Origin of the sequence: Streptomyces sp. NPDC020379, from assembly GCF_044387105.1 — a bacterium.
In the GTDB taxonomy this organism is placed as follows: Bacteria; Actinomycetota; Actinomycetes; order Streptomycetales; family Streptomycetaceae; genus Streptomyces.
Map to the genome: position 1 here is coordinate 303,295 of NZ_JBIRVR010000002.1, position 24,295 is coordinate 327,589.

The following is a 24,295-nucleotide window of genomic DNA, read 5'->3' on the forward strand; positions in this document are numbered from 1 at the left end:
CTCCAGGACAACGGCGTCGTCAACGCCTGGATCAACAACGGCGGCACCGGACACGGCGGCTGGACCGAACAAGGCACCTTCGCCACCGGCGTCGGCCAGCCCGCCGACAAAATCCGCTTCGCCGACATCAACGGCGACGGCAAAGCCGACTACCTCGTCCTCCAGGACGACGGCGTCGTCAACGCCTGGATCAACAACGGCGGCACCGGACACGGCGGCTGGACCGAACAAGGGACCCTCGCCACCGGCGTCGGCGAACCGGGTAGTAAGGTCCGAATCTAGCAAGCTTGTCCCGTCATGACGATCAGGCATCCTGATGCCCTTTACGGGACGATCTTGACCGTACACAGTACACCCCGGTCTTCCGTCCGCTCCTGCCGGGCGGAAGACAGGCGTTTCAGAGGGCCTTGGTGAGTGTGCACCAAGGCCCGCACAACGCTCGCGCACTGCTCTGTGACGTAACCGACGCCGCAGGACTCGCCTGCTCTCAACCTGGGATAATCGACAGTGAGCCTGATAGCCCCCATCACCACCAAGCCGTCCGACAAGCCCCCCACCTCACGGGTGCGTCTGGATTCGCTCACCGGCCTGCGGTGGTACGCGGCGCTACTCGTCGCCTGCTTCCACTTCGGCTACGAGGAGATATCCTCCGGCACCTCCCTGCACGTCTTCAGGCTCAAGGAAATCGTCTACGCCGGCCCCTCGGCGGTCTCCTTCTTCTTCATTCTCTCCGGATTCGTCCTTGCCTGGTCGGCGCGTCCCCATGACACCGTCACCGGGTTCTGGCGGCGACGTTTCGCCCGCATCTACCCGAGCCACCTGGTGACGTTCTTCGTCGCCGTGGCCACGATGATCTGGATGAGCAAGGCCCTCGACCTCCGCATCGCGCTGGCGAACCTGAGCCTGCTCCAGTCCTGGATTCCGAACCGGAAGGACTGGTGGTTCGGGTACAACGGCGTCTCCTGGTCGCTGAGCTGTGAGTTCCTCTTCTATCTGTCGTTCCCGCTCGTGGTGAAGCTCGTCCGGCGATTCTCCACCCGCGGCCTGTGGATGACGGTGGTCGCAGGCAACGCCTGTGTCGTCCTGGCCCCGCTGTACATGAAGTCCGTCGAGCACGCGACCTGCTGGGACCCGAAGTTCCTGCTCTACGTCTTCCCGCCCATGCGACTGATCGAGTTCGTGATCGGTATCGCCGTCGCACTGCTCGTGAAGAAGGGCGCCTGGCGCGGTCCGGGGCTGGCCGCCAGCCTCGCCTTGTCCGTCCTGGTCGTTTTCGGCCCGAGTCACATCATGCCCTTCGACTTCCACTGGGCCGCCGACACGGTCATCCCGTACACGCTGACCATCGCCGCGGCCGCGCGCGCCGACGTCCGAGGTGAACCTTCACCTTTCAGGAACCGGATCAACGTGTATCTGGGAGAGGTCTCGTTCGCCTTCTACCTGGTGCACGAGATCGTCATATTCAGCGTCGACCATTTCCTCAAGACCCATCACTTCACCATTCCCATGGTCGCGCATCTGGGCCTGGTGCTGGCGGTCTCTCTTGGCGGCGCCGTACTCCTGCATGAGTACGTGGAGAAGCCCGGTGTGAAGCTGCTGTCCGGCAGCCGGCGGAAGAAGCAGCCGGCCACGGCCTGAATCAGGTCTGCGGAGTCGGGGGGCTCACACCCCCCGACTCATGAACAACGCCACCTCCCCCTCCGACTCCGTCCCCACGTACAGCGACGTGTCCAGCCCGCACAGCGCGAAGCCCATGCGGCGATAGGCCCGCACCGCCGGCGCGTTGATGTTGGTGACCTCCAGCCACGCCGTGCGAGCGGAGAGTTCGCGGCCGTGGGTCAGCGCGCGCTCCATCAGAGCAGTGCCGATACCTCGGCCGCGGTGAGTCGGAGCCACCCTCAAGTCGGCGATATGGAGGCGGCGGTTCCAGGAGGCGTATGCGAGGGTGATCGCGCCGCACACATCGCCCTCGGTGTCGACGGCGACGATGATGTGTTCCTCGCCGTCGGTCTCCTCGTCGTCCGGGTAGACCTTGTGCACGGGAGGGTTCGCCACAACAGGGCGCACCCTGAATTCGCCCTCCGTGGCAGTCACTTCGAGGATCGTGTCGGTCGTGAAGGAGTTGTCGATCGCCTCGGCACGCTTCCGGTCTTCCGGGGTCGCTACGCGGTAGATCACCATGACTTCACCGTACAGCGAGCGTCTCCCAGAACATCAGCTCGTAGGACTGGAGCAGGCGGCCGTAGCGGTGGGCCGTCGGTTCCGAGAGCAGGCCGGTTGCCAGGCCGGAGCCGACCGCTGCCAGGGAGAGTTCCTCGGCCTCCGGTGACGGAGTGGCGAAGAAGTCGAAGAAGGCGCACGCCTGGTCGTCGAAGCCGTAGTGGTCGCGCATGGCCCGGCTGACGGTCGCGCAGTAGTCGGACCAGGCAGCGAAGTTGGCGGTGAGGGCGACCACCGCGTCGACGGGTTCGGCGCCCAGGGCGAGCCAGGCCGCGTACGCGGGGTATGCCTGGCAGCCGGCCTGTGGCTCGTATGCCCGTACCGCCTTCTCGTCCAGGCCGCAGGCGGTCGTCAGGAAGGTCAGCCGGTGGAGGGCCTCGGTCTCGCCCTCCGCGAGGAAGCGGAAGAAGGCGGCCACGGCGGGCTGGAGTCCGGCCCGGTCGGCCAGGTGCAGGAAGCTGCGGCGGTCGCTGGGGATGATGTGGTGCTGTTCCAGGGCCAGCATCGCGAGGACCTCGCGGGGTGCCTCGCCCGCCGCGATCAGCGGCACCAGCCGGTTCGCCCCCTCGGCGGGCGCGAGGCCCGCCACCGCGTCCGCCAGCACTTCTCGGGCCGTACGAGCCATCGCGACGCCTTTCTGTCCCGAACGGTGAGGAACCCCTGGAACAGGCTGCCAGAAGATCGTCGCTCAGCGCCCGGCCGCCGCGCTCACTTCGCTCCCGCCAGGTAGAAGAGGAGGAAGAGGAAGCCGGCGAAGAAGTGGACGGCGACGAGGTAGATGAAGATGCGGATCGTGATCGCTATCGGCGCCCGGTCCTGCTCGTTCACCTTCTTCCCAGCGGATGCGGTCGGCGAGGCCGGTGCCGCGGTGGTGACCTCCGCGGTGTTCAGGTCCTGCGAGGCGTTGCTCACGGCATTCCCCTCCGGGTCGGTGCGGCGCCGCCGAGGCACAGCTCGGTCGCGCCGCTCTGCATCAGCGTGTGCATGAACAGCAGGTCCGCTCCCTCGCCCGACGCCGCCGCGATGCGGTGCGGGGTCAGCGAGTCGAAGTGCGCGGCGTCGCCGGGGTCCAGTACGTGGACCGCCTCGCCGAGCGTCAGCCGCAGCCGCCCGCGGGTGACGTAGAGCCACTCCTCGCCGGGGTGCACACGGACCAGCTCCGCCTGGCCGCTCGCGCCCGGGGGCACGTGCAGCCGCAGCGCCTGCATGGCCCGGCCGGACCCGCCGGCCCGCCAGTACGTCCAGCCGCCGGACTCCTGGGCTTCCATGCGGTCCGCGCGCACAATGGGATCGCGCTCGGGGATCACCTCGCCCAGCAGGTCCGAGACGGTGGTGCCGTACGTGCGCGCCAGCGTCAGTAGCATCGGCAGGGACGGGGTGCGGCGGCCGGTCTCCAGGCGGGACAGGTGCGCGGGGGACAGACCGACGCGCGCGGCGGCGGCCTCCAGGGTCAGGCCGCTGCGTCTGCGCAGATCACGCAGGCGTGGGGCGACGGACGGCAGATCGGCGAGATCGGCCGGGCCGGACGGCGCGGTCAGGTCGGGCGACGGGCTCATGCCTCCGGTATAGCGGGCCGCGTACCTCAGAGGCAAAGGTTTTGCCCGTGAGGCAAAAATGCCGTGAGGCAAAGATTCCGCCCAGGCATTCACCAGGGCTCTTCATGGCTTCTTCTTGATCGCTTCATCTCCCGCCCCACCCCCGGTGAACAGCCGGGAAACTCTGTTTTTTGGCATTGACATGTCATGCGCTACGCGCGTCATGCTGGGCGTCATGACCAACCCCCCTCGTTTCATGCGTACCGCCGCGCTCGCGGCCCTCGCCTCGGCGCTGCTGATCGGCGGCCCCGCGGCCGCCGCCACTCCCACCACCGCCGCCCACCCGGCCACCACATCCGTCGTCGCCTCCGCGCAGATCGTCGGTGACATCTGCTACAACGACCTGCCGTCCCAGGCGCACGACACGATCACCCTGATCGACAACGGCGGTCCGTTCCCCTATCCGAGGGACGGGATCGTCTTCTCCAACCGCGAAGGCGTGCTGCCGCAGCAGGCCGGCGGCTACTACCACGAGTACACCGTGAAGACCCCGGGCGCCCCGAACCGCGGCACCCGACGCATCATCACCGGTCAGCAGCAGCACGAGGATTACTACACCGCCGACCACTACGAGACCTTCGACCGGGTCGACTTCACCTGCTGAGCCCATCACCCACCGCGTGTCCCGTCCCGCCGTCGCCCACGACGGCGGGACCTCCGCTTCAATGGCCCGGTGAGATCCCGGTCCGTACGCGCCCTGCTCACCGCGACGGCGGTCACCGCCTGCCTCGCCCTCTCCCAGTCCCCCTCCGCTCCCCCGCCGGCCGTCCCCGACCTCGGGCCGGACGTCACCGTCTTCGGCCCCACGACGCCGAGGGCCGTGATCCAGCGGAAGGTGGACGAGGTCTTCCGGCGGCAGGAGCGCGATCAGTTCGGGCCCGCCCGCCAGGCGTTGCTGTTCAAGCCGGGGACGTACGACGTGGACGTCAACGTCGGCTTCTCCACACAGGTCGCGGGCCTGGGCATGTCGCCCGACGACGTCACCATCAGGGGCGCCGTGCACGCCGAGGCCGACTGGCGGCAGGGCGACGCCACCCAGAACTTCTGGCGCGAGGCCGAGAACCTCAGCGTCACCCCCGCCCACGGGGCCGACCGCTGGGCGGTGTCCCAGGCCGCCCCGTACCGCCGGATGCACCTCCGCGGCGACCTGCGGCTCGACGGCGGCGGCTGGGCCAGCGGCGGCTTCCTCGCCGACTCCCGGATCGACGGGCAGGTGCGCTCGGGCACCCAGCAGCAGTGGCTGACCCGCGACAGCGGCATCGGCGGCTGGAGCGGCGGCGCCTGGAACATGGTCTTCGTCGGTGTGCCCAACGCCCCCGCCGGCACCTTCCCGCACCCGCCCTACACCCGGGTCGACCGGACGCCCCGCGTACGGGAGAAGCCGTTCCTCTACGTCGACCGCGCGGGCGCCTACCGCGTCTTCGTCCCCGGGCTGCGCACCGCCACCCGGGGCACCACCTGGGAGCGCGGCGCCCGGCAGCCCGGCTCCTCGCGGCCGCTCGACCGGTTCCTCGTCGTCCGGCCCGGGACGCCCGCGGCCCGGATCCAGACGGCCCTCGCGCACGGGAAGGACCTGCTGCTCCTGCCCGGCGTCCACCACCTCGACCGGGCGTTGCGGATCACCCGCCCCGGCACGGTCGTCCTCGGGCTGGGGCTCGCGACCCTCGTACCCGACCGCGGCACGAGCGCCCTGTCCGTCGCCGACGTGGACGGCGTACGCGTCGCGGGTCTCCTCGTCGACGCCGGGCCCGTCGCCTCACCCGCGCTGATGGAGATCGGATCGCCCGGCGCCCGCCGGCGGCACGACCGCGATCCCGTCTCGCTGCACGACGTCTTCTTCCGGATCGGCGGGGCGGGCGCCGGCAAGGCGGTGCGCACCCTCGTCGTCAACAGCTCGGACGTCATCGGCGACGACCTGTGGCTGTGGCGCGCCGACCACGGCTCCGGCGTCGGCTGGGCCGCCAACACCGCCGCCGAGGGGCTGGTCGTCAGCGGCGACCGCGTCACGCTGTACGGGCTGTTCGTCGAGCACTACCAGCGCCGGCAGACCGTCTGGAACGGCGAGGGCGGACGGACGTACTTCTTCCAGAACGAGCTGCCCTACGACCCGCCCTCCCAGGCGGCCTGGAGCCAGGGCGCGACCAGGGGCTACCCCGCCTACGAGGTCGACGGCCGGGTGACGCGCCACGAGGGCTGGGGGCTGGGCAGTTACGGCCACTTCACCGCTGATCCGCGCGTGGTGGCCGACCGCGCCTTCGCGGCGCCGCGCCGGCCCGGGGTGCGCTTCCATCACCTGGTCACGGTCTCACTCGGTGGCACGGGCACGATTCGGCACATCGTCAACGACACCGGCGGCCCGTCCGACGCGACCACGAATGTCGCGTATCTCCGCTCCTATCCCTGACCGGTGGCGGAACACCAGGCCAACACCACGACGCCGCCTGCCTTTTGGGACCTAGGTCTCACCGGCGCACCCTTCAGCGGAAGACCGTCGAACGTTAATGTGGTTGCCTTGGTCAACGAGGAGGTTCGCCATGGGTACGGACACCGGCGCGATCGTCGATCTGGCGGCTATGGGTGAGGAGTTCACCAGAGACCCCTACCGTGTCTACGCGGAACTGCGCGCGCTCGGGCCCGTGCACCGGGCGTGGATGCCGGAGGGCGCGGAAGCCTGGCTCGTCGTCGGCTACGACGAGGTACGCGCCACGCTCAACGACCCGCGGCTGTCCAAGGACTGGCAGTCGGCGACCGGTGACATCGGCCTCATCCCCGTGGCCTCGGGCCCGCACATGCTGATCTCCGACGCGCCGCACCACACCCGGCTGCGCAAGCTCGTCGCCAAGGAGTTCACCCCGAAGCGCGTCGAGGGAATGGCACCTCAGGTGCGGCGGATGACGGACGAGCTGATCGACGCGATGGCCGCGGCACCGGGGCGGCGCGTCGATCTGGTCGACGCCCTGTCGTTCCCGCTGCCCATGGGCGTCATCTGCGAGCTGCTCGGCGTGCCCTCACTCGACCGGAAGGCGTTCCGGGCCTGGTCCAACATCGCGGTCGGTGCCGCGCCGTTGGAAGAGAAGGCCGTCGCGTCGAGCGAGGGCGGCGCCTACCTCGCCGGGCTCATCGCCGCCAAGCGCGAGGAGCCGTGCGACGACCTGCTGAGCGCGCTGATCCGCACCACCGACGAGGACGGCGACCGGCTCTCCTCCGAGGAACTCCTCGGCATGGCCTGGCTGCTGCTCGTCGCCGGCCACGAGACGACGGTCAATCTGATCTCCAACGGGGTGCTGGCCCTCCTCCAGCACCCCGACCAGCTGGCACAGCTGCGTGCCGACCCGGGCCTGATGGAGAACGCCGTCGAGGAGATGCTGCGCTACGACGGGCCGGTGGAGACACCGACCTATCGGTTCACGACCGATCCGGTGGAGATCGGCGGTGTGCGCATACCGGGTGGCGGGGCCCTCGTGCTGCCCGTCCTCGCCGACGCGGACCGTGACCCCGCCCGCTTCCCCGAGCCGGACCGCTTCGACATCCGCCGCGATGCCCGGGGACATGTCGCCTTCGGGCACGGCATCCACTACTGCCTCGGCGCGCCGCTGGCGCGTCTTGAGGCCCGGATCGCGATCGGTGCGCTGCTGGATCGCTTCCCTGACCTTGCCCTTGACGCGCATCCGGCTTCTCTGGCCTGGCGGCAGGGGTTGCTTATCCGGGGGCCGGAGAGGTTGCCTGTGCGGTTCTGATTGTCGGGCGGGGTGCGTCCGTGGCACCTGCGGCGGGCTTGTTCCCGGCTGCGTCTGATGTGCGGCTCCGCCGCGTGGGGGGGCAAGCCCCCAGACCCCCGCAGCGTTGCGCGCCCTGGAACGGGGGCTGCGCCCCGGACCCCCGCAACACGCTTCGCGCGTTGTCCTCAAACGCCGGACGGGCTGAGAGGAAAAGACGGGCGCACCCACCGGCCCTGATGTTGCCCTCCGGGCGGGAGGGGGTGGGGCTGGAGGGTGGGGTTCTGGAACGCGGTGCGTCGTCACGGCACCCCATACGCATCAGGGCACCCGCACCGCGTTCCAGGTCCCCAGCCCGGAAGACCCACCCCCGGCACCCACCACAAACCAGCCCGGCCGGCGCTTGAGGCCACCCGCCGCAGGCGCAACGGACCCGCAGAAGACAACGGCGAACCCCACCCAACCAAAGCCCGGCCGGCGCTTGAGGCCACCCGAACCCCCACCACAGACTCAGCCGCTCCCGAGAGGCCCCGCCAAAGCCCCATGCACACGTACCCGCGCCACGCCCCCGTCCGGATGGATGTCCAGCCGCACATGCGTCGCCACCACAGAACCCCCCAGCACAAAACGATGCACCGCATCCGGCTCGAGCCGCGTCCGCGGCAAGATCTCCGTCCAGCCGGCGGCAGGGGACGCGGGGTCCTCCCCCGTCGTCGCGTCAAGCGCGGAAAGCGTCGCCCACCCGGCCGCGTTGCCCTTGTAGCCGCCCGTGTCGATCTCGATCGCGCGTAGTTCGGCGCGGCCGGTGAGGCGGTAGCGGACCCAGTCGTGGCCTCGGTCGCGGCGGCGCCTCGTCTCCCAGCCTTCGTCCATGCGGCGGGAGCGGCCAGGGTGGATGCTGTGGAAGGGGGAGGAGAAGAAGCGGTCGGAGGCGTCCTCGACATGGCCGCCGTTCTCCAGGGCGGCGAGGTCGTACGTGCCCAGGGCGGCGAGCCAGGCGAGGTCGGGGACGGACTCGCCGTGGACGCGGAGGCGGGCGATGCCGCCGTCGGGGTACTGGCTGAGCCGCAGGTGGGTGAAGCGCTCCGGGCGGTGGACGGCGAAGCCGTTGGCCGCGTGGCCGCCGACGGGCGTACGGGGGACGAGGACCGTCCACTTCACGTCGTCGGCGAGCAACTCCTCCGGGGAGGGCGTGCCGGGCAGGGCGGTGGCCTCGACGCTGACGGCCTGCGGGTGGTTGCCGCGGAAGTGGGCGGTGTCGACGACGAGTCCGTGGACGATTCCGGGCGCGCCGAGCCGGACGAGCGCCCAGTCGTGGTCGTCCTCGGCCGGGTGGGGCGCGGCGGCGGAGGCGCCGCGGCGGCGGCGGGTCTCCCAGCCGTCCATGACCTTGCCCTTGTGGCCGTAGTGTCCGGCGTCGAACCGGGCGGCGCCGGGCTGGAGGAGGTTCTCGCGCTCGGCGAAGAACTCGTCGTTGGCGGCGATCACGGCGGCGCCCAGCCGCCGGTCGGCGAGGTCGGGGAAGTGGTCGAAGGGGAAGGCCGCGGTGCGGTAGTCGGCGTAGGGGTCGCCGCCCGCGTAGGGGTTCGCGTCGCCGGTGAAGGAGGGTATGTCCGCGGGTGTGCCGCTCATGCGCTGGGCTGCCTTTCGAGGAGGAGGCCGGTGGGCTCACGGCCGGTGATCCGGCGGCCGCGCAGCCAGGCCGCCCGTACGACGCCGTGCAGGGTCTTCCCGGCGTAGGCGGTGACGTGGTTGCGGTGGTGGAGCGCGGCCGGGTCGACGGTGAAGGTCTCGTCGGGGGCGAGTACGGCGAAGTCGGCGTCGCGGCCTGCCTCGACGGCGCCCTTGTGGCGCAGGCCGGCGAGGGCCGCCGGGCCGCCGGACATCCAGCGGGCGAGGTCGTGCAGGGTGTGGCCGCGCCGCCGGGCCTCGGTCCAGACGGCGGGCAGGCCCAGCTGGAGGGAGGAGATGCCGCCCCAGGCCCGGCCGAAGTCGGGGACCTTGAGGTCGGTGGTGCAGGGCGAGTGGTCGGAGACGACGCAGTCGATGGTGCCGTCGGCGAGCCCGGCCCACAGGGCGTCCTGGTTGGCGGCCTCGCGGATCGGCGGGCAGCACTTGAACTCGGTGGCGCCGTCCGGGACTTCCTCCGCGGTGAGGGTGAGGAAGTGCGGGCAGGTCTCGACGGTGATCCGCACGCCTTCGGCCTTGGCCGCGGCGATCATCGGCAGGGCGTCGGAGGACGACAGGTGCAGGACGTGGACGCGGGTGCCCAGCCGGCGGGCGACGGATATCAGCCGGGCGATGGCCTCGTTCTCGGCGGCGCGGGGGCGCGAGGCGAGGAAGCCGGAGTAGCGGGGTCCGTCGGCCCGCGGCGCGCGGGCCAGGTGGCCGGGGTCCTCGGCGTGCACGATCAGCAGCCCGTCGAGGGCGGCGATCCGCGCCGCGGCCGCCTCCAGGTCGCCGGGGCCGAGCGAGGGGAACTCCTCGACGCCGGACGGCGAGAGGAAGGCTTTGAAGCCGAACACCCCGGCGTCGTGCAGGGGCCGCAGGTCGGCGAGGTTGTCGGGCAGGGCTCCGCCCCAGAAGCCGAGGTCGACGTGGGCCCTGCCGCGCGCGGCGTCCTGTTTGACCCGCAGGTGGTCGAGGGTGGTGGTGGGCGGGAGGCTGTTGAGCGGCATGTCGACGAGCGTGGTGATGCCACCGGCGGCCGCCGCCCGGGTGGCGGTCGCGAAGCCCTCCCACTCGGCGCGGCCGGGGTCGTTGATGTGCACGTGGGTGTCGACGAGGCCGGGGAGCAGGACGTCGTCACCGAGATCCTCGACGGCGGGCGCGGACGCGTGCGGTCCCGGGCCGCCCGGCACGTCGGTCCCGTACGGCAGCACGGCCGCGATCCGGCCCCCGGCCACGGTGACGGAGGCGGGCCGGACGCCTTCCGGGGTGACGACGCGGGTGGAGCGCAGTACCAGCTCCACCGGTGGCACCGGCTCGCTCGCTTCCGTCGTGCCCACGCCCACGCCCCTTCCTCCGGAGGGCCCTTCGCGCCGTCCGGGCGAAATTTCAACGTTCTGTTGAACCGCGGTGCACGCAGTCTTCTGCCGTGTCCGCTACCCGTCAAGACCCCCTGACCCCTTATGTTTTTCATGTAACAGAAGTCAGTTTTCAAATCGCGGAAGGCGGGGCGTAAAGCCCCCGATGTCCCGGTAGGCTGCTCCCACCCCTGTACCGGAAGGACCCAGACGTGCCCTCGTCCGCCGACCCCAGAACCGCCCCGACCAGTGGCGGTGTCCAGTCACTGGAGCGCGCCTTCGATCTGCTGGAGCGCATGGCCGACGCCGGTGGCGAGGTCGGGCTGAGCGAGCTGTCGACGGCCAGCGGGTTGCCGTTGCCCACGATCCACCGGCTGATGCGCACGCTGGTGGCCTGCGGTTACGTACGCCAGCAGCCCAACCGGCGGTATTCGCTCGGCCCGCGGCTGATCCGGCTCGGCGAGAGCGCCTCCCGGCTGCTCGGCACCTGGGCCCGCCCGCACCTGGCCCGGCTGGTCGAGGAGACCGGCGAGACGGCGAACATGGCGCTGCTCGACGGCGACGAGGTCGTCTATGTGGCACAGGTGCCGTCGCGGCACTCCGTGCGGATGTTCACCGAGGTGGGCCGCCGCGTGCTGCCGCACACCACGGGCGTCGGCAAGGCACTGCTCGCCCAGAGCCCGGACGACGAGGTGCGGGGGCTGCTGGCCCGTACGGGCATGCCCGCCGCGACCGAGAAGACGATCACCACGCCGGACGTCTTCCTGGAGGCGCTGGCCCGGGTGCGCGAGTCGGGCTACGCGGTGGACGACAACGAGCAGGAGATCGGCGTCCGCTGCCTGGCGGTCCCGGTGCCCAATTCCCCCACGGCCGCGGCCATCTCCATCTCGGGGCCCGCGGGCCGGGTCACGGACGCGGCGACGGAACGGATCGTGCCGCTGCTCCAGGAGGTCGCCGCGGAGCTCTCGCTGGCGCTGGCGGCCACTGCCTGATCTTCCTCACGACCCCTGGCGGAAGCCTTCGGCCCGCGCCGGGGGCGTTCGCCCTTCTTCCTGCCGGACCGCGCCCGCGGGTCTGCCTCTTCCCTGCTCCGGCACGCGCGCCCCGCCCAAGCCGTCGACCGCGGCGCGGAGTTCGCCGAGGGCCGCCGCGAGGGCGCTGACCGAGCCCACCGCGCCCGCGACCAGGAGCAGCGAACGGCGCAGCCGGGCCACCTCGGGCTCCCCTTCGCGCGCCATGGCGGCCAGCGCGGCCAGTTCGTCCTCGGCGGCGTCCCGGTCGGGTAACCGGGCGGGGTGCGCCGCGAGCGCCCGGCGCAGCCGGGACACCGCGGCTCCCAACGCGTCCACTCCCGGGTCCTGACCGACGTGATCTTGCTCCTCTTCCACCACAACGGCGCCTTCCGTCACGACACTCCCCCTCCCACGCGCTGGCGCCGATCAGTTAACGCACTTTCCGTACAGCGCGCTATACGCACAGCGAAATTGGGTCCGTACTCCGCACGCACGGGTGACGAAGCGGACTCTCCCCTGCCGGATGAACGGATGCGGTATGCAGGGTTCATGACGCGCATCACAGACACGCGAGACGGCCCCGCCGAGGGCGCCCGGCCCGGCGCCTTGCCTGTCGCCGGGCTGCTGCTGGCGGCGGGCGGCGGGCGACGGCTGGGCGGCCGACCCAAGGCGCTGCTCGGCCACCTGGGCAGGCCGCTGGTGGAGTTCGCGGCCGGGGTGCTGCGGGACGGTGGCTGCGTACCACGGTACGTAGTGCTGGGCGCCCGCGCGGCGGATGTGCGGAACCGGGCCGAACTGCCCGGCTGCGTCCTGGTGGACAACCCCGGCTGGGCCGACGGCATGGGGTCCTCGCTGCGGGCCGGGCTCGCGGCGCTGGCCGCCACGGACGCCCCGGCGGTGCTGGTGACGCTCGTGGACCAGCCGCGCGTGGGGGCCGCGGCGGTGGCCCGGCTGCTGGCCGCGCACCGGGCGGGCGCGGGTCTCGCCGCCGCCGCGTACGGGGGTGAGCGCGGCCATCCCGTGCTGTTCGCGCGCGAGCACTGGGAGGGCGTGGCGCTCTCGGCGGTCGGCGACCGGGGGGCGCGCGCTTATCTGCGGGCGCACGCCGGGGCGGTGGCGCTGGTGGAGTGCGGGGACGTCGCGGCGCCGGACGACGTGGACACGCCGGAGGATCTGCGGCTCCTGGACTGAGAGCGGGCGGGGCGCCTGTCGCACGGTTTGGCACCGGGCGCCATTGAACTTCCACCATGAGGAAACTATCCTCCATTCGATCAGGCTCGCACGGCACTCCGTGCCGTCCTCGCTGAAGCCGTCCCCGCTGAAGGAGTGACCGTTCATGTCCGCACCAGCGCCGTCCTCGCCGGTCGTCGTCGACGCCCCTCCCGTGGAGCGACAGGAAGAGGTGCTGACCGAGGAGGCGCTCGCCTTCGTCGGCGCACTGCACGACCGGTTCACCTCGCGCCGCGACGAGTTGCTCGCCCGCCGTGCCGCACGCCGTGCGGAGATCGCGCGGACGAGCACCCTGGACTTCCTCCCCGGGACCGCCTCGATCCGCGAGGACGACAGCTGGCGGGTGGCGCCCGCACCGGCCGCGCTCCAGGACCGGCGCGTGGAGATCACCGGCCCGACCGACCGCAAGATGACCGTGAACGCTCTCAACTCCGGCGCGCGGATCTGGCTCGCCGACTTCGAGGACGCCTCGGCGCCCACCTGGGAGAACGTCGTACTCGGCCAGCTCAACCTGACCGACGCGTTCGAGCGGCGCATCGACTTCACCGACGCCCGCGGCAAGGCGTACGCGCTCCGGCCGGCCGAGGAGCTCGCCACCGTGGTGGTCCGGCCGCGCGGCTGGCATCTGGACGAGCGCCACCTGACCGTCGACGGCCGGCCCGTCCCCGGCGCCCTGGCCGACTTCGGCCTCTACTTCTTCCACAACGCCCGGCGCCTCATCGAGCTCGGCAAGGGCCCGTACTTCTACCTCCCCAAGACCGAGTCGCACCTGGAGGCCCGCCTCTGGAACGACATCTTCGTCTTCGCGCAGGACTACGTGGGCATCCCCCAGGGCACGGTCCGCGCCACCGTCCTGATCGAGACGATCACCGCCGCGTACGAGATGGAGGAGATCCTCTTCGAGCTGCGCGACCACGCCTCGGGGCTGAACGCGGGCCGCTGGGACTATCTCTTCTCGATCGTCAAGAACTTCCGCGACGGCGGGCCGCGGTTCGTGCTGCCCGACCGCAACGCCGTGACGATGACGGCGCCGTTCATGCGCGCGTACACCGAGCTGCTGGTGCGCACGTGCCACCGGCGCGGCGCCCACGCGATCGGCGGCATGGCGGCCTTCATTCCCTCCCGCAAGGACCCCGAGGTCAACAAGGCCGCGTTCGAGAAGGTCCGCGCCGACAAGGACCGTGAGGCGCGCGACGGCTTCGACGGCTCGTGGGTCGCCCACCCCGACCTGGTGCCGGTGGCGCGCGCGTCGTTCGACGCGGTCCTCGGCGACCGGCCGCACCAGAAGGACCGGCTGCGCGAGGACGTGCGCGTGACGGCCGCCGAACTCATCGCGGTCGACTCGCTGGAGGCGAGGCCGACGTACGAGGGGCTGCGCAACGCGGTGGCCGTCGGCATCCGCTACATCGAGGCGTGGCTGCGCGGCTCGGGCGCCGTCGCCATCTTCAACCTCATGGAGGACGCGGCCACCGCCGAGATCTCCCGCTCGCAGATCTGGCAGTGGATCAACGCCGGGGTGGTGTTCGGGAACGGCGAGAAGGCCACCGCCGAACTGGCCCGCCGGGTGGCCGCGGAGGAACTCGCCACGATCCGCGCCGAGGCCGGCGAGGAAGCCTTCGCCGCGGGCCGCTGGCAGCAGGCCCACGACCTGCTGCTGAAGGTCGCCCTGGACGAGGACTACGCGGAGTTCCTCACGCTGCCCGCGTACGAGCTGCTGGACCGGCCGGCCTGAGGTGGGCCTGGGCTGATCCAAGAGGCGAAACAGCCGCATGTGACAGGTGATTGGATGATTGTTCACCCGATTCAGTGATTGTGGCTCATGTGTGCCCTGGCTCACCCTGGAAGAGAGCAGGGCACACCCGCCGGTCGCCCTGCCCACGCGGACGACGGGGGGAACACCATGGCCGAAGGTGCGACGACCAGCGTTCCCCCGCCCGTCACGGAATCACCGGCCCCGGGCTCCCGCCCCGGTCCGGTGACGGCGGGCCCGCGCGCCGGCATCGCGCCGCAGGCCCCGCCCGCACCCCGCGAGAGCCCCGGCGGGCCCGCGCTCCGGCCCTGGTCACCACCCGCCTTCACGGACATCGAGCTCGGTCAAGAGGTCACGGCCTACGCCGGGCGATGGTGATGACCACCGCCCGGAGCACGGAGGAATTCACCGCCGCGCTGCGCGCCCACTCCGACCGCTACTGGCACCGGCACCCGCTGCACCTGCGCCTCCACCGCGGCGAGCTGAGCCGCGAGGAACTGCGGCAGTGGATCGCCAACCGGTGGTACTACCAGAAGTGCCTGCCGCAGAAGGACGCGGCCATCGTCGCCAACTGCCCGGATTCAGAGGTGCGTCGGCGCTGGGTGCGGCGGATCCTCTATCAGGACGGCACCGACGACCGGCACGGCGGCCACGCCCAGTGGCTCGACCTCGCCGAGGCCGCGGGCCTGAGCCGCTCGGAGGTGCTGGACGAGCGCCATGTGCTCCCCGGCGTCCGCTTCGCCACCGACGCCTATGTCACCTTCGCCCGCACCCGCCCCTGGACCGAGGCCGTGGCCTCCTCTCTCACCGAGCTGTTCTCACCCGACCTGATGCGGGAGCGCCTTGAGGCGCTGCGCGCGCACTATCCCTGGGTCACCGCGTCCGGCCACACCTATTTCGCCGAGCGCCCGGCCGCCGCCACCCGCGACGCCCGGCACGCCCTGGATCTGGTCCTCGCGCACTGCACCACGCGGGAGCGGCAGCAGGCGGCGCTGGCCGCGCTGGCGTTCAAGTGCGATGTGCTGTGGAGCATCCTCGACACCCTCGAACACGCGGGGCGGGTCCGGTGAGCGCGGGCGAGGTCCCGGCCACGGTGAGCGGCGCCGGCGCGGGAGTTCGGTGGCGGTTGCGCGGGGGCGTGCGGCTGGGTCATGACGCGGTGCGGGACGTCGGCGTCCTTCTGCACCCGGAGGGCGTCCTGCTGCTCAACGACACGGGTGCGGCCGTGCTCGCGCTGTGCGACGGCGCCACCGACGAGCACGCCGTCACCCGGGCCCTGGCGGGGCGGTATGCCTCGGTGTCCGCCGGGGAGGTGCGGTCCTTCCTCGCGGAGCTGGCGCGGCGGCGGCTGGTCGAAGCCTGCCTCGCTCCCCAGGAGCGCGGCGATGGATAGGCCGTCGGGGATGCTCGCCGAGCTGACGTACCGCTGTCCGCTGCACTGCGCGTACTGCTCCAACCCGGTGGACCTCGACGCGTACGCCACCGAGTTGACGTTGCCGCAGTGGTGCCGGGTGCTCACCGAGGCCCGTGAGCTCGGGGTGCTCCAGGTGCATCTGTCCGGCGGGGAGCCGCTGGTGCGGCGCGATCTGGCGGCGATCGTCGCGCACGCGCACGGCCTCGGGCTCTACACCGGCCTGATCACCGGCGGTCAGGCCCTGACGGCGGCCCGGCTCGCCGCGCTGGTCGCCGCCGGGCTCGACCATGTGCAGATCAGTGTGCAGAGTTCCGACGCGGCGGAGGCGGACGCGCTCGCGGGCCGTCCGGCGCACCGGCGGAAGCTCGCGGCCGCGGCGCTGGTCAAGGACGCGGGCCTGCCGCTCACGCTCAACACCGTGCTGCACCGCGCGACCATGGGGCGCGCCGGGGCACTGATCGAGCTGGCCGTGCGGCTGGGTGCCGACCGGCTGGAGCTGGCCAACGCGCAGTATTACGGCTGGGCCCTGCTCAACCGCCGTGCCCTGCTGCCCACGCGCGAGCAGCTGACGGCGGCCGAGTCCGTGGTCCGGGCCGCGCGGGAGCGGCTGGCAGGGCGGCTGGAGATCGTCTATGTGCTCTCCGATCTGCACGACGGTGTGCCCAAGCCCTGTATGCGCGGCTGGGGCAGCCGCCAGCTGACCGTCGCGCCCAACGGCGATGTGCTGCCGTGCTCGGCGGCGGCGCGGATATCCGGACTCACCGTGCCGAGCGCCAGGCGGTCGGGCCTCGCCGACATCTGGTTCCGCTCCGAGGCGTTCAACCTCTTCCGCGGCACGGCGTGGATGCGGGAGCCGTGCCGGAGCTGTCCGCGCAAGGAGATCGATCACGGCGGCTGCCGCTGCCAGGCGTTCCAGCTGACCGGCGACGCCGCGGCCACCGACCCGGCCTGCCGGCTCTCCCCGCACCACGGCCTGGTGCGTGACCTCGTCCGCGACGCCACGGCCATACCCGGCGCGGCCCGCCCCCGCGGCTGAACCTCAACGGCCCCGGCCCGTACGCCCGTATCCACCACCCGGCACCGCAGGAGACGACGCCATGAATCCGCTGCCACCGGCCGGGCTGTCGGTCACGACCCAGCACAACGACAACCGCCGCACGGGCGCCAACCTGCTGGAGACGGTCCTCCGGCCGGGCAACGTCGGCCCGGCCACCTTCGGCAAGCTCTTCAGCCGCACGGTGGACGGGCAGATCTACGCCCAGCCCCTCTATCTCGCCCGTTGCCCCGTCGAAGGGCGCGGGGTGCGCAACGTCGTCTTCACGGCGACGATGCACAACAGCGTCTACGCCTTCGACGCCGACGACCCGGCGGCCTCCGCGCCGCTGTGGCACGCCTCGCTGGGCCCCTCGGTCACCCTGCCCGACGCGAACGTGGGACCGCCGGGCTACCGCGACATCGCGGTCGAGGTGGGGGTGCTCAGCACGCCGGTCATCGATGTGGAGCGGCACATCCTGTATGCCGTCGCCTTCACCAAGGAGCAGGGCGCGTACCACCACACCCTGCACGCGCTGGACCTCTCCACCGGCCGGGAGGCGCTCGGCGGGCCGGTGCGGATCGCCGCGACGGTGCCGGGCACGGGTGACGGCAGCGCCCAGGGGAAGCTGACCTTCACCAGCAACCGGCAGCTCCAGCGCTCCGCGCTGACGCTGGCGGGAGGCCGGGTGTACGTGGCGTTCGCCGCCTACGGCGACCAGGACCCGTACCACGGCTGGGTGTTCGGCTTCGACGCGAGCGACCTCCGGCGCACGGGAGTGTATGTGACCACGCCGGGCACCCGGCGGGGCGGGATCTGGCAGGCGGGCCAGGGGCTCGGGGCCGACGACCTCGGAAACCTCTACTTCATGACGGGGAACGGCGGTTTCCGCCCGGACGGCTCGGAGCTCGGCGACGCCGTCGTCAAGCTGACGCCCGACCTCGCGCTCGCGGACTGGTTCTCGCCGTTCGACAACGCCGCTCTGGACGCCGCCGACGCCGACCTGGGCTCCGCCGGACCGCTGCTGATCCCGGGCACCCGGCTGTTGCTGGGCGGCGGCAAGGAAGGCAAGTTCTATCTGCTGGACACCGGCGACATGGGCCACTTCCAGGCAGGTTCGGACAGTCAGATCGCGCAGAGCTTCTATGTGGTCGCGCCGGACCGCGACACCCATCACATCCACGGCGGCGCGGTGCACTGGAACTTCCGGGGCGGCGGCGGGCCCTGGGTGTACGTATGGCCGGAGAACGCCTTCCTGCGTGCCTACCGCTTCACCGGTGGCACCTTCCGGACGACGCCCGTCTCGACGAGCACCACCACCGACCCCAGGGGCGTGCCGGGCGGTGCGCCCGGGATGCCGGGCGGGTTCCTGTCCGTCTCCGCCGACGGCGACGACCCGGCGACCGGCCTGGTCTGGGCGACGCATCCGTACCGCGACAACGCCAACCAGGCCGTGGTCGAGGGCGTCTTCCGTGCCTACCAGGCCACCGACCTGACCCGGGAGGTGTGGAACAGCAAGATGAACGCGGCCCGCGACGACGTGGGCCTGTTCGCGAAGTTCGCGCCGCCGACGGTCGCGGGCGGCAGGGTGTACGTACCGACGTTCTCCGGAGTGCTCCAGGTCTACGGGCTGCTGGGCTGACGGCGGAGGGGGCCGGCGATGAGGCTGCGCGTTCTGGGCACCGCGGCGGGCGGCGGGCTGCCGCAGTGGAACTGCGCCTGCCCCGGCTGCACCCGGGCCCGGGCCGCGGGCCCGGCGGTGTGGCGGACCCAGGAGTGCCTGGCGGTGAGCGCCTCGCCCGGCGACTGGTATCTCGTCAACGCCTCCCCCGACATCCGCGCGCAGATCCTCGCCACCCCCGAGCTCTCCCCGCCGCCCGGCACCCGGCGCACCCCGCTGCGCGGTGTGCTCCTCACCGACGGCGAGCTCGATCACACGGCCGGGCTGCTCGCGCTGCGCGAGGGCGCGGCCCTCGACCTCTTCGCCCCGGCGGCCGTGACGGCGTCCCTCGCCGAGGACTTCCCGCTGCGCGGCCTGCTCGCTCCGTACGGCGCGGTCCGCTGGCAGCCGCTCACCGGCGGACTGGCCCTGGGCGACGGCCGGTTGCGCGTCACCGCGATCCCCGTGAGCGACAAGCGGCCGCGCTACGCGGCGGGCTCCACCCGGGCCGGGCCGTGGGTGGTGGCCTATCGCTTCGACGACGCCGTGACGGGCGCGGCGGCCGTCTACGCGCCGTCGCTCGCCCGGTGGCCCCGGGGCCTGGGGGCCGCCCTGGCCGGGGCGGGATGCGTGATCCTCGACGGCACCTTCTGGAGCGAGGACGAGATGGAACGGAGGACGGGCCACGGCCCGGGGGCCCGTGCGATGGGCCACCTGCCCATCAGCGGTCCCGGCGGGACGCTCGCCCGGCTGCGCGGCCGTACGGGTGTGCGCTGTCTCTACACCCATCTCAACAACACCAACCCGGCGGCGGACCCCGCCTCGTGCGAGCGTTCCACGCTGGCGGCCGCGCTCGTGGAGGTGGCCGCGGACGGGCAGGAGATCCGGCTGTGAGCGCCGGCGCGCGGAGGGTTTCAGCCGGCGACCGCGCCCAGGGCCACGAAGACGCAGACGAGAACGGACAGGAGCAGCAGGAGCGGCCAGACGAAGCGCAGGTATTTGTCGTAGCCGACCTTCGCCAGCGCGACGCCGCCCATGATGACGGCGGTGGTCGGCACCCAGAGGTTCATCACTCCGCTCGCCGCTTCCCAGGCGGTGACCACCACCGAGCGCGCGACGCCCGCGAAGTCGGCGAGTGGCGCGAGGATGGGCATCGCGAGGGTGGCGTGGCCGGAGGTCGAGGGGATGAGGAACGCCAGGGGCAGGTTGACGATGTAGACCATGATCCCGAAGAGCGCCGCCGGGGTCCCGGAGACGGCGCCTTCGATGGAGTGCAGGACGGTGTCCGTGATGCGGGCGTTGTTCATGATCACCGTGACGCCGCGGGCGAGCACGATGGTCAGCGCGGGGGCGATGAAGTCGCCCGCTCCCTGGACGACCCGCGCGCTCAGCTCCTGCTCGCCCAGCTGGGCCACGACGCCGATGAGCACGGCGGCGACGAGGAAGAGGGCCGCCAACTGGGCGAAGGACCAGCCCAGTTCCCAGCCGTACGGCGTCGCGTCGGCCTTTCCGGTGAGCGCGCTCGCCCAGGGGATCACCGAGAAGATCATGAAGGCGAAGACCACGGTCACCGCGGCGAGCACGCCCTTCTGCAGCCCCGTGAGCGCGGGTGGCTCCGCGGCCGCCGCCGCCAGCTCGCGGTCTCCGGGCAGGAAGCCGACCAGGGAGCGGGCGGGGTCCGTACGCACCTTGTGCGCGTACCGCAGGACGTAGCCGATGGTCACCGCGGTGAGCACGATCCACATCGCGAAGCGCAGCACGATGCCGTCGCCGAGCGAGACGTCGGCGGCCGAGGAGGCGACGCCGGTGGCGAAGGGGTTGACGGTCGAGGCCAGCACGCCGACGCCCGCGCCGAGAATGATGGTGCCGGTGGCGACCATGCGGTCGTAGCCGAGGGCCAGCATCAGCGGCACGATCAGGCCGTAGAAGCCGAGGGTCTCCTCCGCGAAGCCCTCGACCGTGCCGAGCAGCGAGAAGACGGTCATCACCCCGGCGATCAGCAGGGCCCCGCGCTCGCGCAGCCGGTGGGCGAGGCGTTCGATGCCGCGGTCCAGGGCGCCGGTGGCGAAGACGACCGTGATGAACGCGCCGATGGCCAGCACGAAGAGGAAGACCCCGGCACTGCCGTAGAGCGCGCCGACCGCGTCCGGGGCGACCTGCCCGGTCCCGCTGTCGCGAATGCCGTAGAGGCCGTTGACCGGGGAGAGGAAGAGGTCCCCGAGCCGGTGCACGAAGTCCCCGGGCGCGGCCTCGCGGTGGTACGTGCCCTGGAGGGGCTTGCCGGTGCCGTTGCGCCGGTAGGCGCCGGAGGGGATGACGAAGGTGAGGGCCCAGACAACGAGCGTGACGGCGGCGAGGACGGTGAGGGCACTGGGGAAGACGAATTTCCGGCGGCCTGGACGCGGGTCCGCGGGGGCGGGTGTCTCGGCTGGCTGATCCACGGCGGGCCTCTCCGGGGGCGACGATTTCACCCATCTTGCCCGGATTGACAGGCGGTGGGTTGTCGATGCGGGGTGTGTCCGGGGGTTTCCGCATCGGGCGCGGGCGAGCCAGGGCCTGGAGGCCGCGGACGGAGACGGCCGATTCGCGCGGCTCAAGTCCGGGTGGCCGACGAGCCGCGGACCGGGCGGAGTGAGTGGGCGCCGGTCGTCGTGTGACCGAACCCACGCCGAGGGCACCGATGCGCGATGCGATAGTCGTCTGCATGACGATAACTCTCGAGGGTGTCTACGCCGCTGTTCGTGGCATGCTGTCGGGCATCGAAGGGCTCGAGGGCGCGGACGTCGTCGGCGACGGCCTTCCCGATGCCGGCTACCCCCATGCCGAAGTCCACGACGGCGCCGTCCACTGGGTGGTGCGGGAGCGCGACAAGGAAGTGGAGCGCCGCACCACCGGGGACCTGGACGAGTTTCTGTACTGGGCGGCGCTGCACACCACCCGTGACGCCGCCGCCCGCTGGGAGCTCGGCCACCGCGGTCTGCTGCCCGGCTGCGACGACACCCGGGTGGGATGGCTGGCCAGGCAGGTCCAGCTGCTGAAGCTGGTCCGGCCCGAGTGGGCGGAGCGGTTCCGGGCGCGGATCCCGCGGCAGTGTCCGGGAGTGCGCCTGGAGGACGTGGACGCCTATCCGGCCGGGGGGCGGTCGTGAGGCTGTGGCGGCGCGGGAAGAAGCGGGAGCGGCCGGCGGGGGGAACGGAAGTGTGGGACCGGTTCGGGAGCCCGCTGGGGAGGTTCGCGCACCCGCAGGGGACGCCGTTCGCCCAGCGTTCCCTGCCTCCCACCCATGCGGGGTGCGGATACCACGTGTACAGCTGGATCCGGCCGTGGACCCAGGAGGACGCCGAGAAGTACGGCGTCATCCAGTCGGGCAAGGTAGCCCCTTGGTTCGAACAGCCCGGGGGCGGAACGCAGTTCCTGCTGCCGGAGGGCATCTCGGTGCAGTGGCTCATCGACCAGGGCTACATCCGTGAGGAACCGGTGCGGTGACCGGGGCGGACCGTCGACGGACCGGAGCCGCTCGGCATCCCCGGTTTCCTTGTGGGCGGTCTGTGCGGATCGCTACGCGGGGAGGGAGTCGAGTGGGTGAGCTCCCCCCCCCGATCACGGGGCGCTCCGTCTCAGACGTGCCGTCAGCCCCGCCTCGCCCCGGCCGGCCACAGGACACGAACGGGGACGCCGGTGCGGCGTGCGTAGGCGACCACGTCGGCGGTTCCGCCGTAGCCTCGCGCCGGCTGCCCGTCCCACACGGCACAGAGCTCGTCCACGAGCCCCACGAGGATCTCACTCCCCGCCATGTGTGCCTGCGAGTCGGAATCCGTGAGTCCCGTGTGATGCACGTCCGAGGCCCGGCCCAGGAGTTCGTCGTACGTGGCGCGGTGCCATACGGCAAGCTGTCCCTGTACCGTTGCGCGCCCGCTCCACCACGCGGCCGGAGCGTAGCCGCGGCCCTGTGTCGAGCGCCTGTGCGGCGAGACGGCATCGCGCTCCGCCGAGCACAGTGCGCGGAGGACCTCGCCGGAGAGCGGGCCGTCGGAGCGCGGATGGCAAGCCGCCGCGAAGCTGAACACGCCTCCGGCGCAGTGAAGTTGGCCCGATGAACGCGCCCTGGCCCCCGGTCCGGTGACGGCGGTCGGAGGGCACGGCTCAATGACCCGGCCGAGTGGTGGGTGCCGGGATGGCGGGGCTCTCCGTACACTCCTCACCCGACGCGGAGGAAGCGTCGCCCCGCCCCCGTCCCACATGGTTGAAGAGCAGGTTGAGCGCCACCGCCGCGATGCAGCCCGCGCTCACCCCCGAGTCCAGGATGATCTTCAGGGTCGCGGGGATTCCCGCGCCGTCGTAGAACCTGGGGGAGATCACCGGGATCATCCCCACCCCCAGCGACGTCGCCGCGACCAGCATGTTGTCGCCCTTGTCCAGGCCCGCCCCGCGGAGGACGTTCACGCCGCTCGCCGCCACGCTGCCGAAGAGGACGATGCCCGCGCCGCCGAGGACCGGGCGGGGGACGACGGCGATGAGGGAGGCGAAGACCGGGCTCAGGCCCAGGGCCACGAACATCACCCCGCACGCCGCGACCACGAAGCGGCTGCGGACGCGGGTGATCGCGACGAGGCCGATGTTCTGGGCGAAGGCGCTGTTGGCGAAGCCGTTGAAGAGCGGGCTGACGGCGGTGCCGAGCGTGTCCGCGCGCAGGCCGCGCGCGATGACCTTCTCGTCCGCCTCGCGGCCGACGACCTCGCCGAGGGCGAGCATGTCGGCGGTGCTCTCGGTCATGCAGACCAGCATGAGCACGCACATCGACACGATCGCGGAGATCGCGAAGTGCGGGGCGCCGAAGTGGAAGGGGCTGGGGAAGCCGACGACCCGGGCGTGCTCGGCGGGCGCGAAGTCGACGGCGCCGGCCGGGATGGCGATCAGGGTGCCGGCGACCAGGCCGAGGAGGACCGCGATCTGCTGGAGGAAGCCGCGCAGCAGCCTGCGCAGCCCGAGGATGACGGCGAGCGTCGCGCCCGCCAGCCCGAGGCCCGTGAGCGAGGCGGGGTGTTCCGACTGGCCGCCCTGGATCCAGGTGAAGGCGACCGGCAGCAGCGTGATGCCGATCAGGGTGATGACGGTGCCGCTGACGACGGGCGGGAAGAAGCGGATGAGTTTGCAGAAGTAAGGGGCCAGGAGGAAACCGAGGACCCCGGCCACGATCACCGCGCCGTAGATGACCGGCAGGGCGTCGCCCTTGTGGGGCTGGGCGTTCGCGACGGCCACCATGGGGGCGACGCCCGCGAAGGAGACGCCGTTGACGAACGGCAGCCGGGCCCCGACCTTCCAGAACCCGATCGTCTGGAGCAGCGTCGCGATACCCGCCGTGAAGAGCGCGGCGCTCACCAGGAACGTGATCTCCAGCGGGGAGAGTCCGAGGGTCGCGCCGAGGACGAGGGGTGGCGCGACCACGCCCGCGTAGCTCGCCGCGACGTGCTGGAAGCCGCCGGCCAGCAGCTTCCCCGGTGGCAGGAGCCGGTCCACCGGGTGGACATCGCCGCTGTCGCCGCCCGCTGCGGCCGGCTCGGTGCTTCGCTCGGTGAACCTGGGCGCTGTGGCCACGGCGGTTCCTCCTGTCGGTTTTCGTGTCGCCGATGTGACACGG

At 71.9% G+C, this 24,295-nt stretch carries 23 protein-coding genes and 3 pseudogenes; 16 read left to right on the plus strand and 10 right to left on the minus strand.

Features of this window, described 5'->3' with window-relative positions; translation table 11 throughout:
• Nucleotides 1-282: pseudogene (locus ACH427_RS03805) on the plus strand (esterase); the annotation flags it as partial.
• Nucleotides 283-507: 225 nt separating this feature from the next.
• On the plus strand, nt 508-1,638 hold the full coding sequence (locus tag ACH427_RS03810) for an acyltransferase family protein (protein WP_398867739.1): 1,131 nt from the start codon (nt 508-510) through the stop codon (nt 1,636-1,638).
• Nucleotides 1,639-1,662: 24 nt separating this feature from the next.
• On the opposite strand, the gene ACH427_RS03815 is transcribed toward ACH427_RS03810, so the two are convergent.
• From ACH427_RS03815 to ACH427_RS03830, 4 genes are all read right to left on the minus strand, one after another.
• Nucleotides 1,663-2,181 (minus strand): GNAT family N-acetyltransferase, encoded by a 519-nt coding sequence (locus ACH427_RS03815; RefSeq protein ID WP_398867741.1) that lies wholly within the window; start codon nt 2,179-2,181, stop codon nt 1,663-1,665.
• Nucleotides 2,182-2,185: 4 nt separating this feature from the next.
• Nucleotides 2,186-2,845 (minus strand): transcriptional regulator, encoded by a 660-nt coding sequence (locus tag ACH427_RS03820; protein ID WP_398867742.1) that lies wholly within the window; start codon nt 2,843-2,845, stop codon nt 2,186-2,188.
• 83 nt (nt 2,846-2,928) lie between these two features.
• The gene (locus ACH427_RS03825) at nt 2,929-3,132 is read right to left on the minus strand and encodes a DUF6126 family protein (protein WP_398867744.1); all 204 of its coding nucleotides are present in this window, start codon (nt 3,130-3,132) and stop codon (nt 2,929-2,931) included.
• The gene (locus ACH427_RS03830) at nt 3,129-3,776 is read right to left on the minus strand and encodes a helix-turn-helix domain-containing protein (protein ID WP_398867745.1); all 648 of its coding nucleotides are present in this window, start codon (nt 3,774-3,776) and stop codon (nt 3,129-3,131) included. The genes ACH427_RS03825 and ACH427_RS03830 overlap by 4 nt, the downstream gene beginning before the upstream one ends.
• Before the next feature lie 214 nt (nt 3,777-3,990).
• Here ACH427_RS03830 and ACH427_RS03835 point away from each other — a divergent pair, with 214 nt between their 5' ends.
• The 3 genes from ACH427_RS03835 (at nt 3,991) to ACH427_RS03845 (ending at nt 7,552) form a co-directional block, all read left to right on the plus strand.
• Nucleotides 3,991-4,419, plus strand: coding sequence for a ribonuclease domain-containing protein (locus tag ACH427_RS03835; RefSeq protein WP_398867746.1), 429 nt, complete (start codon nt 3,991-3,993; stop codon nt 4,417-4,419).
• A gap of 69 nt (nt 4,420-4,488) precedes the next feature.
• Nucleotides 4,489-6,219 (plus strand): coagulation factor 5/8 type domain-containing protein, encoded by a 1,731-nt coding sequence (locus ACH427_RS03840; protein WP_398867747.1) that lies wholly within the window; start codon nt 4,489-4,491, stop codon nt 6,217-6,219.
• Nucleotides 6,220-6,349: 130 nt separating this feature from the next.
• A complete protein-coding gene (locus tag ACH427_RS03845; RefSeq protein WP_398867748.1) occupies nt 6,350-7,552 on the plus strand; it encodes a cytochrome P450 in 1,203 nt (400 codons plus the stop codon).
• Between the two features lie 489 nt (nt 7,553-8,041).
• Here the strand turns inward: ACH427_RS03845 and alc are convergent, their stop codons facing one another.
• Nucleotides 8,042-9,163, minus strand: coding sequence for an allantoicase (gene alc, locus ACH427_RS03850; RefSeq protein ID WP_398867749.1), 1,122 nt, complete (start codon nt 9,161-9,163; stop codon nt 8,042-8,044).
• A complete protein-coding gene (gene allB / locus ACH427_RS03855; RefSeq protein ID WP_398867958.1) occupies nt 9,160-10,512 on the minus strand; it encodes an allantoinase AllB in 1,353 nt (450 codons plus the stop codon). The genes alc and allB overlap by 4 nt, the downstream gene beginning before the upstream one ends.
• A 257-nt stretch (nt 10,513-10,769) precedes the next feature.
• On the opposite strand from allB, the gene ACH427_RS03860 reads away from it, so the two are divergent.
• A complete protein-coding gene (locus tag ACH427_RS03860) occupies nt 10,770-11,549 on the plus strand; it encodes an IclR family transcriptional regulator (RefSeq protein ID WP_398867750.1) in 780 nt (259 codons plus the stop codon).
• Nucleotides 11,550-11,663: 114 nt separating this feature from the next.
• Here ACH427_RS03860 and ACH427_RS03865 read toward each other — a convergent pair.
• Nucleotides 11,664-11,966 (minus strand): annotated as a pseudogene (locus ACH427_RS03865) (DUF5955 family protein); the annotation flags it as partial.
• A 153-nt stretch (nt 11,967-12,119) separates the two neighbouring features.
• On the opposite strand from ACH427_RS03865, the gene ACH427_RS03870 reads away from it, so the two are divergent.
• The 8 genes from ACH427_RS03870 (at nt 12,120) to pqqB (ending at nt 19,551) form a co-directional block, all read left to right on the plus strand.
• Nucleotides 12,120-12,761, plus strand: coding sequence for an NTP transferase domain-containing protein (locus tag ACH427_RS03870; protein ID WP_398867751.1), 642 nt, complete (start codon nt 12,120-12,122; stop codon nt 12,759-12,761).
• A 145-nt stretch (nt 12,762-12,906) separates the two neighbouring features.
• Nucleotides 12,907-14,532, plus strand: coding sequence for a malate synthase A (gene aceB / locus ACH427_RS03875; protein ID WP_398867752.1), 1,626 nt, complete (start codon nt 12,907-12,909; stop codon nt 14,530-14,532).
• 168 nt (nt 14,533-14,700) lie between these two features.
• Entirely contained in the window at nt 14,701-14,928 is a 228-nt protein-coding gene (gene pqqA / locus ACH427_RS03880) for a pyrroloquinoline quinone precursor peptide PqqA (RefSeq protein ID WP_398867754.1), read from the plus strand.
• Nucleotides 14,928-15,620: a pyrroloquinoline-quinone synthase PqqC gene (pqqC, locus tag ACH427_RS03885; RefSeq protein ID WP_398867755.1), complete on the plus strand. Its 693-nt coding sequence runs from the start codon at nt 14,928-14,930 to the stop codon at nt 15,618-15,620. Before pqqA ends, pqqC begins: the two co-directional genes overlap by 1 nt.
• Entirely contained in the window at nt 15,617-15,943 is a 327-nt protein-coding gene (gene pqqD, locus ACH427_RS03890) for a pyrroloquinoline quinone biosynthesis peptide chaperone PqqD (RefSeq protein ID WP_398867756.1), read from the plus strand. The genes pqqC and pqqD overlap by 4 nt, the downstream gene beginning before the upstream one ends.
• Nucleotides 15,936-17,000 (plus strand): pyrroloquinoline quinone biosynthesis protein PqqE, encoded by a 1,065-nt coding sequence (pqqE, locus tag ACH427_RS03895; protein WP_398867757.1) that lies wholly within the window; start codon nt 15,936-15,938, stop codon nt 16,998-17,000. Before pqqD ends, pqqE begins: the two co-directional genes overlap by 8 nt.
• A 61-nt stretch (nt 17,001-17,061) precedes the next feature.
• Nucleotides 17,062-18,639, plus strand: coding sequence for a hypothetical protein (locus tag ACH427_RS03900; protein ID WP_398867758.1), 1,578 nt, complete (start codon nt 17,062-17,064; stop codon nt 18,637-18,639).
• Between the two features lie 18 nt (nt 18,640-18,657).
• Nucleotides 18,658-19,551 carry a pyrroloquinoline quinone biosynthesis protein PqqB gene (gene pqqB, locus ACH427_RS03905; protein WP_398867759.1) on the plus strand — a complete coding sequence of 298 codons (894 nt, stop codon included), beginning with the start codon at nt 18,658-18,660 and terminating at the stop codon, nt 19,549-19,551.
• A 20-nt stretch (nt 19,552-19,571) separates the two neighbouring features.
• On the opposite strand, the gene ACH427_RS03910 is transcribed toward pqqB, so the two are convergent.
• Nucleotides 19,572-21,098, minus strand: coding sequence for a YfcC family protein (locus tag ACH427_RS03910; protein ID WP_398867760.1), 1,527 nt, complete (start codon nt 21,096-21,098; stop codon nt 19,572-19,574).
• Nucleotides 21,099-21,361: 263 nt separating this feature from the next.
• Between ACH427_RS03910 and ACH427_RS03915 the strand changes: the two genes are divergently transcribed.
• Together ACH427_RS03915 and ACH427_RS03920 are read left to right on the plus strand one after the other, a co-directional pair.
• On the plus strand, nt 21,362-21,805 hold the full coding sequence (locus ACH427_RS03915) for an Imm63 family immunity protein (protein ID WP_398867762.1): 444 nt from the start codon (nt 21,362-21,364) through the stop codon (nt 21,803-21,805).
• A 50-nt stretch (nt 21,806-21,855) separates the two neighbouring features.
• Nucleotides 21,856-22,143, plus strand: coding sequence for a TNT domain-containing protein (locus ACH427_RS03920; protein WP_398867764.1), 288 nt, complete (start codon nt 21,856-21,858; stop codon nt 22,141-22,143).
• A gap of 143 nt (nt 22,144-22,286) precedes the next feature.
• Here the strand turns inward: ACH427_RS03920 and ACH427_RS03925 are convergent.
• Both ACH427_RS03925 and ACH427_RS03930 read right to left on the minus strand, forming a co-directional pair.
• A pseudogene (locus ACH427_RS03925) lies at nt 22,287-22,567 on the minus strand (hypothetical protein); the annotation flags it as partial.
• A gap of 233 nt (nt 22,568-22,800) precedes the next feature.
• Nucleotides 22,801-24,252 carry a nucleobase:cation symporter-2 family protein gene (locus tag ACH427_RS03930; protein WP_398867765.1) on the minus strand — a complete coding sequence of 484 codons (1,452 nt, stop codon included), beginning with the start codon at nt 24,250-24,252 and terminating at the stop codon, nt 22,801-22,803.
• Between the last annotated feature and the right edge of the window lie 43 nt (nt 24,253-24,295).

Coding starts and splice junctions, on each gene's coding strand:
- ACH427_RS03815 (WP_398867741.1), bottom strand. CDS start 2,181: ATGGTGATCTACCGCGTAGCGACCCCGGAAGACCGGAAGCGTGCCGAG.
- ACH427_RS03820 (WP_398867742.1), bottom strand. CDS start 2,845: ATGGCTCGTACGGCCCGAGAAGTGCTGGCGGACGCGGTGGCGGGCCTC.
- ACH427_RS03830 (WP_398867745.1), bottom strand. CDS start 3,776: ATGAGCCCGTCGCCCGACCTGACCGCGCCGTCCGGCCCGGCCGATCTC.
- ACH427_RS03835 (WP_398867746.1), top strand. CDS start 3,991: ATGACCAACCCCCCTCGTTTCATGCGTACCGCCGCGCTCGCGGCCCTC.
- ACH427_RS03845 (WP_398867748.1), top strand. CDS start 6,350: ATGGGTACGGACACCGGCGCGATCGTCGATCTGGCGGCTATGGGTGAG.
- alc (WP_398867749.1), bottom strand. CDS start 9,163: ATGAGCGGCACACCCGCGGACATACCCTCCTTCACCGGCGACGCGAAC.
- ACH427_RS03870 (WP_398867751.1), top strand. CDS start 12,120: ATGACGCGCATCACAGACACGCGAGACGGCCCCGCCGAGGGCGCCCGG.
- aceB (WP_398867752.1), top strand. CDS start 12,907: ATGTCCGCACCAGCGCCGTCCTCGCCGGTCGTCGTCGACGCCCCTCCC.
- pqqA (WP_398867754.1), top strand. CDS start 14,701: ATGGCCGAAGGTGCGACGACCAGCGTTCCCCCGCCCGTCACGGAATCA.
- pqqC (WP_398867755.1), top strand. CDS start 14,928: ATGACCACCGCCCGGAGCACGGAGGAATTCACCGCCGCGCTGCGCGCC.
- pqqE (WP_398867757.1), top strand. CDS start 15,936: ATGGATAGGCCGTCGGGGATGCTCGCCGAGCTGACGTACCGCTGTCCG.
- ACH427_RS03900 (WP_398867758.1), top strand. CDS start 17,062: ATGAATCCGCTGCCACCGGCCGGGCTGTCGGTCACGACCCAGCACAAC.
- pqqB (WP_398867759.1), top strand. CDS start 18,658: ATGAGGCTGCGCGTTCTGGGCACCGCGGCGGGCGGCGGGCTGCCGCAG.
- ACH427_RS03915 (WP_398867762.1), top strand. CDS start 21,362: ATGACGATAACTCTCGAGGGTGTCTACGCCGCTGTTCGTGGCATGCTG.